The sequence below is a fragment of the Vaginella massiliensis genome, from assembly GCF_900089075.1.
In the GTDB taxonomy this organism is placed as follows: domain Bacteria; phylum Bacteroidota; class Bacteroidia; order Flavobacteriales; family Weeksellaceae; genus Weeksella; species Weeksella massiliensis_A.
The window spans coordinates 266,767-279,524 of record NZ_LT593747.1 but is presented as its reverse complement, the minus strand read 5'-3'; the positions used below and the strand labels follow the sequence as shown (position 1 = coordinate 279,524).

Here is a 12,758-nt window from a genome sequence, read left to right as displayed (position 1 = left end):
ATTAGTAAACTATCCAATCATTACATTTAAAAATTTAAAATGAAATCATTCATAACCTACGATTCAAACTCAGATTTTAGTATTCACAACATCCCTTTTGGGATAGGTGTTTTCGACAATCAATTTGTTGCTGCCTGTACGCGAATCGGTGATACCATTATCGATTTGTCTTATTTGTACAATCAGGGCTATTTCGATTCGATCGAAGAATTAGAAGAAAACGTATTCGAATCTGTCGTGCTTAATGAGTTTATAGAATTGGGAAAATCGGTAACAACAGCGACGCGATTAAAAATTCAAGAGCTTTTGTTAGAAAATTCTGATTTGGCGAAAGATCAACAAACGCAAGATCAAGCCTTTTTCTCGCTTGAAGAAGTCGAAATGATGTTGCCGATTCACGTTCCGAACTACACCGATTTTTACAGCAGCATAGAACATGCGACCAATGTAGGAAAAATGTTCCGAGACCCTGCAAATGCTTTGTTACCAAACTGGAAACATTTGCCTGTAGGCTACCATGGTAGAGCCTCGTCTATCGTCATCTCGGGTACCGAAATTCACAGACCAAAAGGACAATCGAAACCTGCCGATGCAGAAAAACCAATATTTGGACCATCGAAACAACTCGATTTTGAATTGGAAATGGCTTTTGTTGTAGGCAAACAAACCGATCTCGGAGACTCAGTGTCAACCAAAGATGCAGAAGATTATATCTTTGGAATGGTGATTTTCAACGACTGGTCGGCAAGAGACATTCAATCTTGGGAATATGTTCCGCTTGGGCCATTTTTGGGTAAAAATTTTGGATCATCGATCTCGCCTTGGGTGGTAACGTTGGAAGCTTTAGAACCCTTCAGAACTGCATCGCCACAGCAAGATCCCGAAGTGCTCGATTATTTGAAAGTTGACGGTGAGAAGAATTACGACATCAACCTCGAAGTCTATCTGCAACCAGAAAATGACCAGGCAAACTTGATCTGCGAAAGCAATTTCAAATTCATGTATTGGAATATGTGTCAGCAATTGGCACACCATACCGTAAACGGATGTAATTTAGAAGTTGGAGATTTGTATGCTAGTGGTACCATTTCTGGAAGCTCTCCAAATTCGTTCGGTTCGATGCTCGAGCTGACTTGGCGCGGACAAAACCCTTTGAAATTGTCTAACGGTGAAGAACGAAAATTCATCGAAGATAACGATACGATTACAATGAAAGCCTTTGCAGAAAAAGACGGTGTTCGCGTTGGATTTGGTGAGGTTACAGGGAAAATTTTACCCGCAAAATAATCCTTTCCATCATCCAACGAAAAACACTCAAGAAAAAATGTAACATTTTATGAAAACCGTTATACCATCAGAAACACCAGCTGTGCTTTTACAGCAAATTATGCAAACTGCCATTGCACCAAGGCCAATAGCATTGGCTTCGACTGTAGATAAAGAAGGACATCCCAACCTCTCACCTTTCAGCTTTTTCAATATGTTTTCAACGGTTCCGCCAATTGTAATTTTTTCACCATCGCGTCGAGTGCGAGACAACACCACTAAACATACTTTAGAAAATGTATTAGAAGTGCCAGAAGTCGTGATCGGAATTGTGAATTACGACATGGTACAGCAAGTTTCGTTATCGTCTACCGAATATGATTTAGGAGTTAATGAATTTGTAAAATCGGGCTTGACCATGGAAGACGCTGATTTGGTAAAACCGAAATTAATAGTTGAATGCCCCGTAAATTTCGAATGCAAGGTACAAGAAGTAAAATCGCTTGGCAATGAAGGTGGTTCTGGAAATTTGGTGATTTGCGAGGTGAAGAAAATTCATATTCGAGAAGAATTTTTAGATCAAGACGGCAATCTCGATCAAAAGAAATTAGATTTAGTTGCGCGATTAGGTCGTAATTATTATGCTCGAAATAACGCCGAAAACTTGTTCGAAGTTCCAAAACCTTTGGCAACAAAAGGCATAGGAATAGATCAACTACCACTTGAAATAAAAAACAGTAAAATACTTAGTGGCAATGATTTAGGAATGTTGGCAAATGTAGAAAAATTAGAAGGAAATCGTTTTTCTGATGACAAAGCTATACATCAAAAAGCCAAAGAAATGTTGTTGCAAAATAAAATTGATGAAGCTTGGCAAATTCTAAAAGATTAAAAAAATCCACTCGTTGAGTGGATTTTTTTATGATGTAGTACTTTTTCTAAATTTTAGAACTTAGGAAAACCTCCGGGTAATTTTGGCAAACTACCATCGGCAGGCATATTTTTAGACATCATTTCCATCATGCGTTTTCCTTGTGATGAATTCATGAACTTCATCATTTTACCCATTTCTGAGAATTGTTTCAACAATTGATTCACTTCTTGAATGCTTGTTCCAGAACCATTCGCAATTCTTTTTTTGCGCGAATTATCGATCAGTTTAGGATTTTTTCTTTCTGCTGGAGTCATCGAATAGATGATGGCCTCTACACCTTTGAATGCATCATCATTTATATCGACATCCTTCATCGCTTTACCAGCACCTGGTATCATGCCAATCAAATCTTTCATGTTCCCCATGCGTTTGATTTGCTGGATTTGTTTTAGAAAGTCATCAAAATCGAAACTATTTTTTGCGATTTTTTTCTGTAATCGTTTTGCCTCTTCTTCATCGAATTGTTCTTGAGCGCGCTCTACCAAAGATACAACGTCACCCATGCCCAAAATACGATCGGCCATACGGGCAGGATAGAAAATGTCTAAGGCTTCCATCTTCTCGCCTGTCGAGATGAATTTTATGGGTTTGTCTACTACTGTTTTTATCGTCAATGCTGCTCCTCCTCGTGTATCACCGTCTAATTTGGTCAAAACAACGCCATCATAATCCAACACATCATTGAAGGCTTTGGCAGTGTTCACCGCATCTTGACCCGTCATCGAGTCTACTACAAACAATGTTTCTGTTGGTTGCATTGCTTGGTGTACTCGACGTATTTCGTCCATCATTTCTTGGTCTACAGCCAGTCGACCGGCGGTATCGATGATAAGTACATTGTTTCCGTTTTGTTTTGCTTGAGCCAATGCTTTTTGAGCAATTTCTACCGGATTTTTATTTCCTTCATCTGAAAAAACTTCAACTCCTACTTGCTCACCAAGCACTTTCAATTGATCGATTGCAGCCGGACGGTAAACGTCGCCTGCAACCAACAATGGCTTTTTGGTTTTCTTCGTCTTTAGATAATTCGCTAGTTTACCCGAAAAAGTTGTTTTACCAGAACCTTGCAAACCTGCAATCAAGATGATGGCCGGATTTCCTGTAATCGTCAATTCTGAATGTTCTCCACCCATCAAAGCGACCAATTCGTCGTGTACAATTTTTACCATCAACTGACTTGGATTCAGCGAAGTGAGTACATTCTGACCTATAGCATTTTTACGTACAGTATCAGTAAATTCTTTTGCAACTTTATAGCTTACATCGGCATCAACCAAGGCTCTTCTCACCTCTTTCACCGTTTCGGCAACGTTCACTTCTGTAATTTGTCCTTTACCTTTCAGTGTATGTAGTGCCTTGTCTAATTTATCTTGAAGATTCTGAAACATTTTTTTCTTAAATTTCTAAGTTGTGCAAATATAATAATTCTCTCAAAAATAATCCAGTTCGTTGGGCGATGGACATTCAGAAATAAAAGAAGCCTTCACATGATGAAGGCTTCATTACTTTTTTATTTCACATCTTTATTTACGCTCTACATTGGCAGTCCAAGTTCTTGTACCTTTGTTGTAAAACATGGTCAATTTTTTTGCATTGATTCGGATGTAGCTGATATCTGTTCCGTCTACATTGATCCAAGAATTGTCACCATCCTTACGAAATTCGATCCCAGTAACAGATGGAATACCATTACTGAAATCGAAGTTGTATTTGTCTCCGATTTTCACTACTGTTACTCTACCATCTGTACTTGCAATTGGTAAATCTTCGTTGGCCGTGTCATTAAATCCTATGCTACCTGTATAACTCCCGATGAAAAAATCATTATCTGCTGGATCGTCGTCATCTGAACACGATACAAACGAAAAAGCAAAAATTGCAAATAAACATATTCCTAAAAATTTCATTACATTTTTCATAAATATTTAGTTTTTAAATTCTCATCCTGAATAATTTCAAATATGTTGCCGAAACGTTGCTGTTCGATTAATTTATAAAATCTTTAAGATGGTGTTAATTTTTTTTTAATAATAAACAATCTTTCTTGTTGTGTTGGTGATTGGTGCGTCGAGGTTTGCGTTGTAATGCGTACGTTTTACCCAATTGTTTTGCGCATCGTATTCGTACAGTATCGAGACGTCGTATTTCAGTTTCAAATCTTTATCGAACATCTTTTCGGCAGTCATATCGCCTTTTTCATTGAATTGTCTTATTTTTTTAGAAACCAAAGCATTTCCACTTTTCATCTCTTCTTCTACAACCAAGCCCAAATCGTTGTAGCGATAGTTGATTTCATATTTTCCGTTATCGTAATCTACCGTTTTTTTTATCAATTGATTTTTGGCGTTGTATTCGTTTTTTTCGTTGATAAAAATATCTTCCTCTTCGAGATTTCTACTTCTATCCTCTACCAGATTGGAGCCTTCATAGAGCAATTTTTTCTCCAACACAGGCACGTCATTTTCGGTAGTTTTGATGGTTATGGTTTGGCCGTCGTATTCGTAACGTTCGTCAATTTTCAGAAAATTGTTATAAGAATCCATATCCTTTGCTTTCAACTTTCCATCGCTATCATAGGTATAGGTCGCGGTATAAGTTGGCAAATTTTTTTCATCAAAAAACTGTTCAGAAACCAAAAATCCAGCAATGTTATAGTCTACTTTCTTGTGGTATTCTTGCTGATAGCCTTCGACATGATTCATTCGAATCATGGCTTTGGATTTTTTTTCTTCCAACATTTTAATTTTTCCTCTCAAATCATTTTTTTCAAGATCGGTTTGTGAAAATCCGTAAATCGAAAATCCGCATAAAATGAGTGTTAATATTTTCTTCATCTTTCTAATTTTATATTTTTAACGTCAAATTCTCAAAATTCGTGCATTTTTTTGTAGTCAACGATTGATTAATTATGAATTGAAATATATTTGGGAAGAATATTATGCGTATGAAATTTTTTTATGTTGGAAAATATCCTACCAAGGTGAATTGGACTTTTTTCATCATCAGGTTTTGCGCTGGCGGATTGATGTTGACGCACGGCATGCCAAAGTTGATGAACTTGATCTCTTCTGACCCGATACAATTTGGCGATCCTCTTGGGCTGAGCCCCGAGCTTTCCCTTATTCTGGCTGTATTGGCAGAGGTAGTGTGCGCTTTTTTTGTAATCCTTGGTTTGTGGACAAGAGCTGCACTTATCCCGCTCATCATCAACATGGTTGTTGCGGTGTTTGTGGTACACGCCGAGCATGATTTTGGAAAAAAAGAATTAGGAATTTTCTATCTGATGAACTATTTGGCTTTGATGATAAGCGGACCAGGAAGAATTTCAATAGACTATTTAATCAACAGAAAATGATAAAAAAAATTGGTTTTATATTGACAATTACATCTGCACTTTTTGTTCAAGCTCAAAGCACCAATATGGAGATTGAGCATTTACATTACACCAAAAACGAATTAGCATTGATTAACCAAAAATCTAACGTAATGAAATTCAGGGTTTTACAAACAACGAATGCTATTGATTACAAAATTTTACGTGCTCAAAATCAAGATCTCAACCCAACAGATCCTGCGACAAAAAAACTCGCCGAACGTATGTTGGTGACGGTGCAGGATAAAGACTCTAGAGGTGTTGGGATTGCTGCTCCACAAATCGGAATTAACCGCAATGCTTTTTGGATTCAACGGTTCGACAAGGCGTCTGCGCCATTCGAGTTTTTCATCAATCCGAAAATCATTTGGTATTCCGACATCAAACGAGAAGGCCGCGAAGGTTGTCTTTCTATACCCGATATTACGGGCGAAGTGATTCGTAGTTTGGCTGTTCGTATCACGTATTACGATTTGAATGGGAATTTCTATGATGAAGTTTTAGAAGGTTTTACAGCAGTTATTGCTCAGCACGAATACGATCATCTCTTAGGCAAGCTTTTTCCAGATCGTCTGAAAGAACAGGAGCAAAAAACATTTGATTTGGCCGAAAAAAACACCAAACTTTTATACGAGCAAAAAGCTTCAGAATAAACTGAAGCTTTTTTATTATCTGAACTCATCTGTAGAGCCACTCGTGTCTATTTGCGGTTCTTGTAGCGGATTTCGATCGGGCGTGATCAAGCTGTTGTCTTCCACTTCGACGTCTGGTATTTTGGGAGTATTTATAGTATTAGCCTTTGGCGCGTTTTCTTTTTGCGCATTTGCATTTGTTCCTTGCTTCCCAGCTTTCAACTTCTCCAACAATCGTTTGGCTTGCTTCGCCTCATCTGTTCCCTCATAGGCAACCGCTACTACCTCTAATGCATTTTTGAAATTTTCTTCAGATTCTGATTTCCCAACAGCATAAGCATTGAGTAAGGCAAATTTTGCAATGATGATTTGGGTCGGAAATTGCTCAATCGCTCGTTTTACATTCGTTTTTACTTCGGCATATTTTCCATCGCGATAAAGGTTATAAGCCACTTCGTATGCTGCCAGAGCTTCTTTGGTTTCTGGTGTCAAATAATCTTCCATCGGATTGTTGATATAGCCTGCGTAGAGCGAATTCGGAAATTCGGTGAGAATTTGATTTTTATACTGCTCTTGCGAAGCAAGATTTTCGGCTTTTGCAATGCGATACATCTGATAGATTGCGTTGGCTTTGGTCTCGATGTTTTTGGGTGGTGTACCGACCAAATGTTCCAACGTATTCAAAGCCAATTTCGAGTTCTGAAACTGGTCATAATAAGCTGTCCCAAGCGACAATTCTGTTGTATCTCGCTCGATTTTCAAATCGTGGAGCACTTTGGCTTGTGTTGGAATTTTTTCGATATAAAAATCCAATTCGAATCGTCTCGGATTTCCTTCTTCCAATTTTCCAGTTAATTCCAACTCACGTTGTTCCAAAGCTGATGTTCCGCCTTCTGAGCTTCGCCAATTGTCTCGCAAAGTTTGATTTCCCCAAATTCGTCTGAATTCATTGATTCCTTCGCCTTTCAACCCTGCATTGTAAAAGTAAAATTTACCACTTTCGTCGGCAAAATTCGAAGCAAAATTGCTTTGTCTGTTTCCGAAAAGAAAATCAGAAGACGAATTGTTTTTGGCTTGCATTTCTTCTTCTAATTGGCGTTGGCGTTCTTCTTTCGCCTTCAAATCGTCGATATATTTCTGAAAAAACGTCTGTTGCTCTTCTTTTGTCATCGAAGCTATTTTCAGAATACTATCGTTTTTTTGCACCAAATAGTATTTTTCCATTAGCTTTTTCAACGATTCGTTGCGCACATTGATTCGTGTTTTTTCGTTTTCGAAAGCGTTTTGCGTTACCGCACTATCGTAATAAGCCGTAGCATACAGATAATTCCCTTTGTCGAAATACAAATCGCCATAAGCTTCGTAGGCTCGAGAACGCGTAAACGGCTCGAAATTTTCTTTCTCACTCAAACTTTTTTTCAGATAATGCTCTGCCTCTTCTAAGTTTTCATTTTTCAGTGCAACTTTGGCAATGGCATAATCCAATTCGTTTACACGCGATTTATAGACTTGTTTCTTGGCAATTGATGTAAAATGATTTTTGTATTCGTCGTAGTTGTGAATGGCTTTTTTATAATTTTCGGCGATGGCAATTTGCGATTTTATTTCCATGTCGTAGCCAGGTTTCAGCTCGTAAGCCCGCATAAAATGGGCTCTTGATTCTTCTTCTTTTCCGTCTAACTTGGCGTATAATTGTCCTAAAATGAAATTGATTCTGGCTTTTTCTTGTCTATTTTTGGCAAGCGCTTCGGCGTGGGTAAGCACTTCTGTTGCCAAATCATATTTTTGGGTATCGATAAGGTATTGCCCGAAATTCTTGGCAACTTCTAATTGCAAATTCTTTTTCGAAACGCCCTCTTCGTAGAGGGTCGCCAGTTGCTCTCTCCCTTCATAAAAATTACCTCCTTTTAGTTCTGCCAAGGTGAGGTAAACATTGGCTTCTTCGGCATATTTGGAATTGGGCAATTGAGTTTTTACGAAATTGAGCGCATCCAGAGCTTCAAAATATTCTTTTTTGTAATAACGCGCCTTTCCCATCAAGAGATACGCTCGACCAATCATGGTGTTGTGTTCTACTCCATTGATCATCATCGAATGCTTTTCGATCACTCGCATGGCTTTTTCTTCCACCGCATCCAAACCTGTTGGGGTCACCACTTTTGTTGGCTGGTTCGGATTTACATTATGGGTTTGTTTTTTTTCGTATGGGATATGCGTAGCAGGATCTACAGGCAAGATCTGACTCCAATTGTAGGCATAAGTCTTGAGATGATCTTCTCTCACTTTGTCTAATTCTTCTTCGGCATTGAACAAAGCATTGTACCATGATGTCATCTTGTGGAATGTGCGATTTTTGAAATTGTTTTTCTTTACCGAACAACTTCCGAGAACCGCAATAACACTTAAACTGAGTAAAACTTTTTTCATAAGATCAATAAAAGCAAATCTACTAAAAAACGTGAGATTTGAAAAAATGTTATCCTAAGTATTTATTTCATAAAACATTTAGGATATTTGTAAAGCATTTATGAACGATCAGAAACAGCATATCATACCGTCAACGCATACAGAATCAAAAACTAAAGTTTCTGCAGGCTTGGATATTTCTAAAGTGTATCGTATAATAATCTTGGCTTTGAGCGTGGTTTTGATATCTGCCTTGTTTTATTATACCCAAATTGTTCGAAAAAATATTCATCAATTTCAGCAAACTGTCGCACAAAACGACTCGTTGATCGCAGACCAAAAAATGCAAATTTCTAAATTGGAAAGGGCTAATAAAAATCTGGAACTCTACAATCGAGATTTGACGAATCAGAAAAAATTTTATGACGATTTGAAACCTTTACAACAAAAAAACATTTTGCCCTTGCTCATCGATATCGAATCGCGAGAAGAACAAACGCTGAAAGAAATTGAAGCGAAAAACAAGAAAAACAACACAACATTTGTTGCGCCGGTAGAGGGTTTTGTGTCTGGAAAATTCAACAAAGAAGAAAATCATATCGGCTTGGATATCGTATCTAAATCGGGCGAACCTGTAAAAGTAATTGCAGACGGAACGGTGATTTTCACCGATTGGACGCCCGAAACTGGTTTTGTCATCTTGGTCGATCATCACAACTCGTTTATATCGGTCTACAAACACAATTTAGACGTTTTCAAGAAAATGGGTGAAAAAGTGAAACAAGGCGAAGTCATAAGTTCGGTCGGTAATACGGGTGAGCTTTCCACGGGTCCCCATTTGCATCTCGAACTTTGGCTAAACGGAAATGCTGTAGACCCACAGAAATACATCCCATTAAACAAATAACAATCATCGATGAAATCATTTTTGGCTAAACTTGTTGCAAAATTTGTTGATAAACAAAATAAAAAATGGATCAATAATCCCATCAAAACACAAGAAAAAGTCTTCGAATATTTAATGGCAAATGGAAGAAAAACACGGTTTGGTAAAGACCACCATTTCGATAAAATTGCTTCGTACGAAGACTTCAAACAACAGGTTGCGGTTCAAGACTACGAAGGCCTGAAAAGCTATTTCGATGCAACAGCCAATGGCGAAGCCGATGTTTTATGGCCTGGCAAACCCTTGTATTTGGCAAAAACTTCGGGGACAACCTCTGGCGCAAAAATGATTCCTTTGACCAAAGATTCGATGCCCACGCATATCAAATCGGCTCGAAATGCTTTATTGGCGTATATCCACGAAACAGGAAATGCTGAATTTCTCAATGGTAAAATGATTTTTTTACAAGGAAGCCCCGTTTTGGAAGAAAAAAACGGAATCAATATTGGGCGATTATCTGGTATTTCTGCTCATTTTGTACCACAATATTTACAACGAAACCGCATGCCCAGTTGGGAAACCAATTGCATCGAAGATTGGGAAACCAAAGTTGAAACGATTGTAGAAGAAACTCAAAACGAAAACATGACCCTCATCAGTGGTATACCGCCATGGCTGATCATGTATTTCGAAAAATTGTTGGATAAAAACAAGGAAACCAGAGTGCTCAATATCTTCAAAAATTTGAGCCTGATTGTAACGGGGGGCGTCAACTACGATCCATACCGAGATAAAATGAACGCCTTGATTGGTAAAAAAATAGACAGCATACAAACTTATCCCGCGTCCGAAGGTTTTATCGCTTACCAAGATTCGCAACAGTCAGAATCATTGTTGCTTTTGCTGGACAACGGTATTTTTTATGAATTCATTCCTGTAGAAGAATTTTTTGATGAAAATCCGACTCGCATAGCGTTAAAAGATGTAAAACTCAATCAAGACTATGCGCTTGTACTGAACACGACCGCTGGACTTTGGGGATATTCGATTGGTGATACGATTCGATTTACTTCCTTGCAACCTTATCGAATCATCGTCACGGGTCGTATCAAACATTACACCTCGGCATTTGGCGAACACGTGATTGCACACGAAGTGGAAACTGCCTTGCAACAAACGATTCAAAAACATCCCGCATCTATCATCGAATTTACGGTAGCTCCTGAGGTTACACCTGCCGAAGGTTTGCCTTATCATGAATGGCTGATTGAGTTTGGAGAACTACCCGAAAATTTGGAAAAGTTTGAAAAAGAATTGGATGATCGAATGAAACAACTGAATCCTTATTACAAAGATTTAATCGATGGCAATGTGTTGCGTACTCTAAAAATCGCTTTCGTAAAACCAAACGGCTTTCAGGTCTATATGAAATCGATCGGAAAATTGGGCGGACAAAATAAAGTGCCTCGCCTGTCGAATGACCGCACGATTGCCAATGCTTTTTACGACTTGGATTTGATCGAACGCTAAAAAGAACTGCTGTGTTTTTTGAGTGAAAAATAGGATAAAAACACCGCAACCAACTGAAAAAATGCTGCCAATACAAATGGAGCTCCAGGAAAATGGAAAGGTGCCTGATCGTGAGTGAAATAATAAAAAACACTGGTCATCAGAACGGGACCAAAAATTGCAGTAGAACTGTTGATGCTGGTAATGGTTCCTTGCAATTGTCCTTGCTCGTCCTCATCGACATAGCTGGTCACTTCTGATTGAAGTGCAGGTCCGGCAATCCCACCGATACAATATGGTATAAGAAAAACAAACATCAACCACGAATGTTCAGCAAAACCAAATAAAATCAGTCCGATCATATTAATGGTAAGTCCAGCTAAAATATTTTTGGCGTTACCAAATTTCGGATTCGACCACCGGACCAAAAATCCCTGCACCAATCCGACACACATGCCGACTGCTGCAAGCGAAAGGCCAACCATACGCTCGTCCCATCCAAATTTGTACATCGTAAAGAAAGTCCAGTTGCTATTCACAGCATGTCCAGCCAGATACATGAAAAACATTGCCGAGATCAGCAGTATAATTTGAGGATATTTTTTCAGGCGAATGAGTGAACCTATGGGATTTGCCGCTTTCCATTCGATATTTCGACGTTTCGATTTGGGTAAAGATTCTGGTAGATAAATTAGACCCCATAAAAAATTCACAAAACACAATGTTGCTGCCGCATAGAACGGAACTCTAGAACCGATTTGCCCCAAAAAACCACCGATAACGGGTCCTACGATAAACCCAATTCCGAACGCTGCTCCTATCAAACCAAAATTTTTAGCCTTATTTTCTGATGTACTGATATCGGCAATGTAAGCGGATGCTGTAGAAGCACTCGCCCCTGTGATTCCGGCCATGATACGCCCAATAAACAACCAAACTATCGAAGGCGCTAAAGCAAGAATGAGGTAATCTATACTGAAGGCAAATAAGGAGGTAAGCAACACGGGTCTTCGCCCAAATTTATCACTGATATTCCCAATCAGCGGAGCAAACAAAAACTGAACAAATGCATACGAAAATGTAAGCCATCCGCCTATTTTTGCAGCTTCGCTCAAGTCAGACTGGATGAGTTCTTCTAGCAATTTTGGGATAACAGGAATGATAATCCCAATTCCGATAATATCGATCAGCATAGTGGCAAAAATGAACCCAACGGCTGGTTGTTTGGTTTGATGCTTCATTTAATAAACGGCTAAAATTTGATGTTGAACCTGATTGATTTGAAAATGATCGCCAACTTGGAGACCTATCAAATGCTGTGCTAAAGGCGATTCTAATGAAATACAAAAATACGATTGCCCCAAAATATCAACTGCGCCCAACCCAATTCCCACAATCAAAGGTTGAAAACTTGTAAAAACAATGGTACCTTGCTCAACTTTTGTTGACGTTTTAGACTGGAACAACTGAAGCAATTCTTGCTGCTCGAGGATCAATCGCTGTTGTTGCAACAATTGATTTACTTCTTGATTGAGCATTTCTCTAGCCGTCTCGTACTTGTCTCCCATGCTGCTTTTGGTGTCGGTATTAGAGGCACGTTTATCGTCAATCAATTTGTTTATCCGATTCAACTTTTGATTCAAATGTGCTCTTAGATGGGACAATATTTCTGTTTTATCGATCATCATTTCGCGTGTAAAATTACATTAAACTTTGAAATGAAAACTTTAGGTCCGAAAAGTTTTTAGGATT

At 38.5% G+C, this 12,758-nt stretch carries 12 protein-coding genes; 6 read left to right on the top strand and 6 right to left on the bottom strand.

The features are described from left to right. Positions 1–39 precede the first annotated feature (39 nt). Both fahA and BN8061_RS08695 read left to right on the top strand, forming a co-directional pair. Positions 40–1,287 (top strand): fumarylacetoacetase, encoded by a 1,248-nt coding sequence (gene fahA / locus BN8061_RS08700; protein ID WP_068598470.1) that lies wholly within the window; start codon positions 40–42, stop codon positions 1,285–1,287. A gap of 49 nt (positions 1,288–1,336) precedes the next feature. Then, positions 1,337–2,158, top strand: coding sequence for a flavin reductase family protein (locus tag BN8061_RS08695; RefSeq protein ID WP_068598468.1), 822 nt, complete (start codon positions 1,337–1,339; stop codon positions 2,156–2,158). 53 nt (positions 2,159–2,211) lie between these two features. Here the strand turns inward: BN8061_RS08695 and ffh are convergent, their stop codons facing one another. The 3 genes from ffh to BN8061_RS08680 form a co-directional block, all read right to left on the bottom strand. Continuing rightward, positions 2,212–3,588, bottom strand: a complete 1,377-nt coding sequence (gene ffh / locus BN8061_RS08690; RefSeq protein WP_068598466.1) for a signal recognition particle protein — start codon at positions 3,586–3,588, stop codon at positions 2,212–2,214. Between the two features lie 135 nt (positions 3,589–3,723). Continuing rightward, positions 3,724–4,107: a hypothetical protein gene (locus BN8061_RS08685; protein WP_235802722.1), complete on the bottom strand. Its 384-nt coding sequence runs from the start codon at positions 4,105–4,107 to the stop codon at positions 3,724–3,726. Between the two features lie 117 nt (positions 4,108–4,224). Then, positions 4,225–5,034 carry a hypothetical protein gene (locus BN8061_RS08680; RefSeq protein WP_068598461.1) on the bottom strand — a complete coding sequence of 270 codons (810 nt, stop codon included), beginning with the start codon at positions 5,032–5,034 and terminating at the stop codon, positions 4,225–4,227. Between the two features lie 110 nt (positions 5,035–5,144). Here BN8061_RS08680 and BN8061_RS08675 point away from each other — a divergent pair, with 110 nt between their 5' ends. After that, positions 5,145–5,555 (top strand): DoxX family protein, encoded by a 411-nt coding sequence (locus BN8061_RS08675; RefSeq protein ID WP_068598458.1) that lies wholly within the window; start codon positions 5,145–5,147, stop codon positions 5,553–5,555. Continuing rightward, the gene (gene def, locus BN8061_RS08670) at positions 5,552–6,226 is read left to right on the top strand and encodes a peptide deformylase (RefSeq protein ID WP_094745927.1); all 675 of its coding nucleotides are present in this window, start codon (positions 5,552–5,554) and stop codon (positions 6,224–6,226) included. Before BN8061_RS08675 ends, def begins: the two co-directional genes overlap by 4 nt. Before the next feature lie 15 nt (positions 6,227–6,241). Here def and porW read toward each other — a convergent pair whose 3' ends face one another. After that, positions 6,242–8,632: a type IX secretion system periplasmic lipoprotein PorW/SprE gene (porW, locus tag BN8061_RS08665; RefSeq protein WP_068598456.1), complete on the bottom strand. Its 2,391-nt coding sequence runs from the start codon at positions 8,630–8,632 to the stop codon at positions 6,242–6,244. A gap of 100 nt (positions 8,633–8,732) precedes the next feature. On the opposite strand from porW, the gene BN8061_RS08660 reads away from it, so the two are divergent. Together BN8061_RS08660 and BN8061_RS08655 are read left to right on the top strand one after the other, a co-directional pair. Next, positions 8,733–9,518, top strand: coding sequence for a M23 family metallopeptidase (locus BN8061_RS08660; RefSeq protein ID WP_068598454.1), 786 nt, complete (start codon positions 8,733–8,735; stop codon positions 9,516–9,518). A 9-nt stretch (positions 9,519–9,527) separates the two neighbouring features. Then, positions 9,528–11,027: a GH3 auxin-responsive promoter family protein gene (locus BN8061_RS08655; protein WP_068598451.1), complete on the top strand. Its 1,500-nt coding sequence runs from the start codon at positions 9,528–9,530 to the stop codon at positions 11,025–11,027. On the opposite strand, the gene BN8061_RS08650 is transcribed toward BN8061_RS08655, so the two are convergent. Continuing rightward, complete coding sequence (locus BN8061_RS08650) at positions 11,024–12,247, bottom strand: TCR/Tet family MFS transporter (protein WP_068598448.1); 1,224 nt, start codon at positions 12,245–12,247, stop codon at positions 11,024–11,026. The genes BN8061_RS08655 and BN8061_RS08650 overlap by 4 nt on opposite strands. After that, the gene (locus BN8061_RS08645) at positions 12,248–12,694 is read right to left on the bottom strand and encodes a hypothetical protein (protein ID WP_154662297.1); all 447 of its coding nucleotides are present in this window, start codon (positions 12,692–12,694) and stop codon (positions 12,248–12,250) included. Positions 12,695–12,758: the final 64 nt, after the last annotated feature.

Bases quoted from the DNA above. Each gene is read 5' to 3' on its own strand.
- fahA (WP_068598470.1), top strand. From the start codon at position 40: ATGAAATCATTCATAACCTACGATTCAAACTCAGATTTTAGTATTCAC.
- BN8061_RS08695 (WP_068598468.1), top strand. From the start codon at position 1,337: ATGAAAACCGTTATACCATCAGAAACACCAGCTGTGCTTTTACAGCAA.
- ffh (WP_068598466.1), bottom strand. From the start codon at position 3,588: ATGTTTCAGAATCTTCAAGATAAATTAGACAAGGCACTACATACACTG.
- BN8061_RS08685 (WP_235802722.1), bottom strand. From the start codon at position 4,107: ATGAAATTTTTAGGAATATGTTTATTTGCAATTTTTGCTTTTTCGTTT.
- BN8061_RS08680 (WP_068598461.1), bottom strand. From the start codon at position 5,034: ATGAAGAAAATATTAACACTCATTTTATGCGGATTTTCGATTTACGGA.
- BN8061_RS08675 (WP_068598458.1), top strand. From the start codon at position 5,145: ATGAAATTTTTTTATGTTGGAAAATATCCTACCAAGGTGAATTGGACT.
- def (WP_094745927.1), top strand. From the start codon at position 5,552: ATGATAAAAAAAATTGGTTTTATATTGACAATTACATCTGCACTTTTT.
- porW (WP_068598456.1), bottom strand. From the start codon at position 8,632: ATGAAAAAAGTTTTACTCAGTTTAAGTGTTATTGCGGTTCTCGGAAGT.
- BN8061_RS08660 (WP_068598454.1), top strand. From the start codon at position 8,733: ATGAACGATCAGAAACAGCATATCATACCGTCAACGCATACAGAATCA.
- BN8061_RS08655 (WP_068598451.1), top strand. From the start codon at position 9,528: ATGAAATCATTTTTGGCTAAACTTGTTGCAAAATTTGTTGATAAACAA.
- BN8061_RS08650 (WP_068598448.1), bottom strand. From the start codon at position 12,247: ATGAAGCATCAAACCAAACAACCAGCCGTTGGGTTCATTTTTGCCACT.
- BN8061_RS08645 (WP_154662297.1), bottom strand. From the start codon at position 12,694: ATGATGATCGATAAAACAGAAATATTGTCCCATCTAAGAGCACATTTG.